This window comes from Hominilimicola sp. (assembly GCF_046972485.1).
In the GTDB taxonomy this organism is placed as follows: domain Bacteria; phylum Bacillota; class Clostridia; order UBA1381; family UBA1381; genus Hominilimicola; species Hominilimicola fabiformis.
The window spans coordinates 1-3,514 of the sequence record NZ_JBKVWU010000174.1; the positions used below are offsets into that span (position 1 = coordinate 1).

General features: G+C 36.1%; 4 protein-coding genes. 2 read left to right on the plus strand and 2 right to left on the minus strand.

What is annotated here, in order from left to right:
* Nucleotides 1–544, minus strand: a 544-nt coding sequence (locus ACLTU0_RS11290) for a glutamine synthetase beta-grasp domain-containing protein (protein WP_412322538.1), incomplete at its 3' end; no start/stop codon positions are given.
* A 311-nt stretch (nucleotides 545–855) separates the two neighbouring features.
* Here ACLTU0_RS11290 and ACLTU0_RS11295 point away from each other — a divergent pair.
* Nucleotides 856–2,160, plus strand: a complete 1,305-nt coding sequence (locus ACLTU0_RS11295) for a transglutaminase domain-containing protein (protein ID WP_412322539.1) — start codon at nucleotides 856–858, stop codon at nucleotides 2,158–2,160.
* The gene (locus ACLTU0_RS11300; protein ID WP_412322540.1) at nucleotides 2,160–2,750 is read left to right on the plus strand and encodes a hypothetical protein; all 591 of its coding nucleotides are present in this window, start codon (nucleotides 2,160–2,162) and stop codon (nucleotides 2,748–2,750) included. The genes ACLTU0_RS11295 and ACLTU0_RS11300 overlap by 1 nt, the downstream gene beginning before the upstream one ends.
* A gap of 36 nt (nucleotides 2,751–2,786) precedes the next feature.
* Here the strand turns inward: ACLTU0_RS11300 and ACLTU0_RS11305 are convergent, their stop codons facing one another.
* Entirely contained in the window at nucleotides 2,787–3,500 is a 714-nt protein-coding gene (locus ACLTU0_RS11305; protein ID WP_022230176.1) for a SigB/SigF/SigG family RNA polymerase sigma factor, read from the minus strand.
* Nucleotides 3,501–3,514 lie beyond the last annotated feature (14 nt).

Genomic DNA, 3,514 nt, shown 5'->3' on the forward strand with positions numbered 1-3,514 from the left:
CCTCGATTTTATATCCCATATCTTCAAGCGTAAGACATATTTCACGGCGGCAGTTTTCGCCGTTATCAAGCGGTGCCAAGTCAAAATAACCCGCATTGTCATGCGGCTCTGTCGTTGGATTACCGCGTTCGTCCGTATTAAATAGGAAGAATTCACATTCAGGTCCCACATTAAATTTGTAACCCATTTCTTCCGCTTCTTTAATAACCGTTTGCAGAATATATCTCGGGTCACTTTCAAGACGTGTACCGTCAGGCTTATAAACATCGCATATAAGTCTTGCGACCTTTCCTTGATGCGGTCGCCAAGGGAAAATTTCAAATGTGTCAAAGTCGGGATGTAAATATAAATCACTTTCCTCAACACCGACAAATCCCATAATTGACGAACCGTCAAACATACAAAGATTATCAAGTGCGTCCTCAAGTCTTGAAGTTGTAATCGCAAGATTACGCATTGTTCCAAGCATATCCGTAAATTGCAGACGAATAAATCTTACGTCCTCTTCTTCAACCAAATCGAAAATATCTTGTTTTGTCAACATAACGAACTTTCCTTTCTAATTTCAATACTATATAATATATAAATCGTCCTAATATGCAAAAAAGGTGCTTCTATCCTATGAGGACGAAACACCTTTGCTCGTTGTAAATATTGTAACACACCTAAAAAAGTTTGTCAAGACTAATTTTAATTTAATTCTACGCACAGAACAATGTGCAAAATGCTAAATTATATTCATTTATTTGTGCAATTTCTACATAATACTTGTACTTGCTTTGTATTTTTATTGACTTTTTGTATAATCAGTTATATAATATATTATATAAAAAGTTATTTTTAGGAGATGGTATCATGAAAAATATAAAAAAATTTATATGCTTGCTTATAGTGACAGTACTTATAACGCCGTCAATCGCAATAGCGGAGGACACTTACAGCGGATATTTTAATAATGATGAAATTACAATGTTCGCCGATACTTCGGTTAAAATTTCCGAAAATGAAAAATCGGCGGTTGAAGATATTATTTCAGACTTAAATAACCTAAAAACGGAATCTGATATTCAAAAATACAACATTCCTTCGGGTAACATTCAAGAACTTATTGATTCTTTACCTAAAGCAATACAATATGAGCATCCCGAATTATTTTATGTCAATTTACGTCAATTTTCTTATAAAACAGCAGACGGTCAGACAATTTCGGAAATAATGATCAAAGACCCTTTCACTATGGAAAAAGACGAAATAAAGGAAGCTCAAAAATTGATTGATGCTGAATGCAATGAAATTGTATCATCTGTTCCGAAAGACGCAACAGAGCTTGAAAAAGTGCTTTTTGTTCATGATTATATCACATCTCATTATGAATATGATATGTCTTATCAAAACCGCAATCTTTACACAACAGTAAGAGATAAGAAATGCGTTTGCCAAGGATATTCATATTTATTTATGTACGTTATGAATAAATATTTTGAAATGGAATGTACAACAGTTCCGAGTGATGCGTGCAATCATATGTGGAACAAAGTAAAAGTAGACGGTAAGTGGTATAACTTAGATTTAACATCAGATGACCCTACACCGAATTTATCATCACTTGCAAATCACACATATTTTCTTTTGAGTGATGAAGAATTGAAAGCTGTTTCCGCCTCTTCGGTATCAAATTCAAACGATGGATTATATGTTGAAGAACAAGATATTCACCGCACTTGGAACGTAAACACTTGGTATGGCGAACCGGTTATAACAGCAGAAGATGACACTTATAAAGATTCAATTATTCATAACGTATCAGGATCTGTAAGTTTTTTAGATGGAAAAATCTATTGTTTCAATGATAAAAATGAGCTTTCCACTTTAGATTTATCGACAAATACTTTTACACCTGTTTATAAAGATACTTCAAAATATTATTGGTGCGTATACGGTGATAATAAATCTGCATATTCATCACATTTTAATGTTACTGTTGCTTATAGCGGAAAATTGTATTTTAACTCACCGAATAAAGTTTTTGAATTTGACACAAAAACAAATACGGCAAAAGAAATATATGAATATACGGAAATCCCAGACATTTCAAAAACATATTTGTTCGGTCTTGCAGTCAAAGACGGTAATTTGTGTGCCGAGTATACTACAAATTAATGAACGGAGTTGAATCATTTATAACAATTATAGCTGCACCTAAACCAACCGAAACACCCGTTCCTACAGAAACACCGACCGTCACAGCATCACCTGTTCCTACAGAAACACCGACCGTTACAGTATCACCTGTTCCTACAGAAACACCGACTGTTACGGAAGCACCGAAACCTGTTATAGCATACGAATCGAAAATCACACCTAAAGATGACGGAACTTATACTATATCCGTTGACAAAAAACTTGAAACAACAGATACACCTATTTTGTATGTAGCCGAATTTGACGAAAATAAAATTCTTATAGGCTTAAAAGCTGTTCCGTACACAGAACCTGTTTCTATAAGTGCACACGATGATTCACAAATGCTGAAAGCATTCGTATGGAACATAGGAAGTCAACCGATTTCACTTGTATCTCAAATTGTTTTGACAAAACCGGTTGCGTCACCGACACCGACAGATGTTCCTACAGTTACAGGTACACCAACCTCAACTGATACACCGACCACAACCGATACACCCATTGCAACTGTCGCACCTGTTTCAACAGACACACCGACTGCAACAACACCGGCAGACAGACGCTAAAATATAAAAAACGCACTCTTTACAGAGTGCGTTTTTCTATGGCATTTCTCCTCTTATACGTTCTATTGCTTTTTTCTCAATTCTTGAAATCTGCACCTGCGACACTCCAATTATCTTGGCAATCTCAGATTGTGTTTTGCCTCTGAAATATCTAAGCAGAATTATTTCTTTTTCACGTTCTGTAAGACGGCTCAAAATATCGTCAATCATAACTTTATTTATAACTCCGTCCTCAATTTCTTCACCGGTAATTGTATCAAGCAAGCGAATTTCTTTATCGCCGTTATCGTAAACACTTTCATAAATACTTTCGGGCGGTGTTGCCGCCTCAAACGCCTCGATAAGACTTTCGGCATCAATTCCGCTTTCTTTTGAAATTTCGTTTATTGTCGGCTGTCTGTTCAATTTTCGTCTTAACAGTTCTTCACACCGCCAGCCTTTCATTGCATTTTCCTTTAACGTTCTGCTTATTTTAACGGCACCGTCATCACGCAAAAAACGTTTTATTTCACCTGTTATCATCGGTACTGCGTATGTAGAAAATTGTACGTTAAATTCGGGATTGAATTTCTTTACGGCCTTTATAAGTCCTATCGCGCCGATTTGCGTCAAATCTTCCGCATCATATCCGCGATTTAAAAATCGTCTTGCAATACTGTATACAAGGCCCATATTTTCTTCCACCATTCTGTTTTCTGCCTGCTTGTCCCCCTCTCGCACGCGTTCAATCAAAGCAGTATTATCTCGCATAACACATCACCTAC

Excerpts from the sequence above, each read along its gene's own strand:
- ACLTU0_RS11295 (WP_412322539.1), top strand. The coding sequence starts at position 856 with ATGAAAAATATAAAAAAATTTATATGCTTGCTTATAGTGACAGTACTT.
- ACLTU0_RS11300 (WP_412322540.1), top strand. The coding sequence starts at position 2,160 with ATGAACGGAGTTGAATCATTTATAACAATTATAGCTGCACCTAAACCA.
- ACLTU0_RS11305 (WP_022230176.1), bottom strand. The coding sequence starts at position 3,500 with ATGCGAGATAATACTGCTTTGATTGAACGCGTGCGAGAGGGGGACAAG.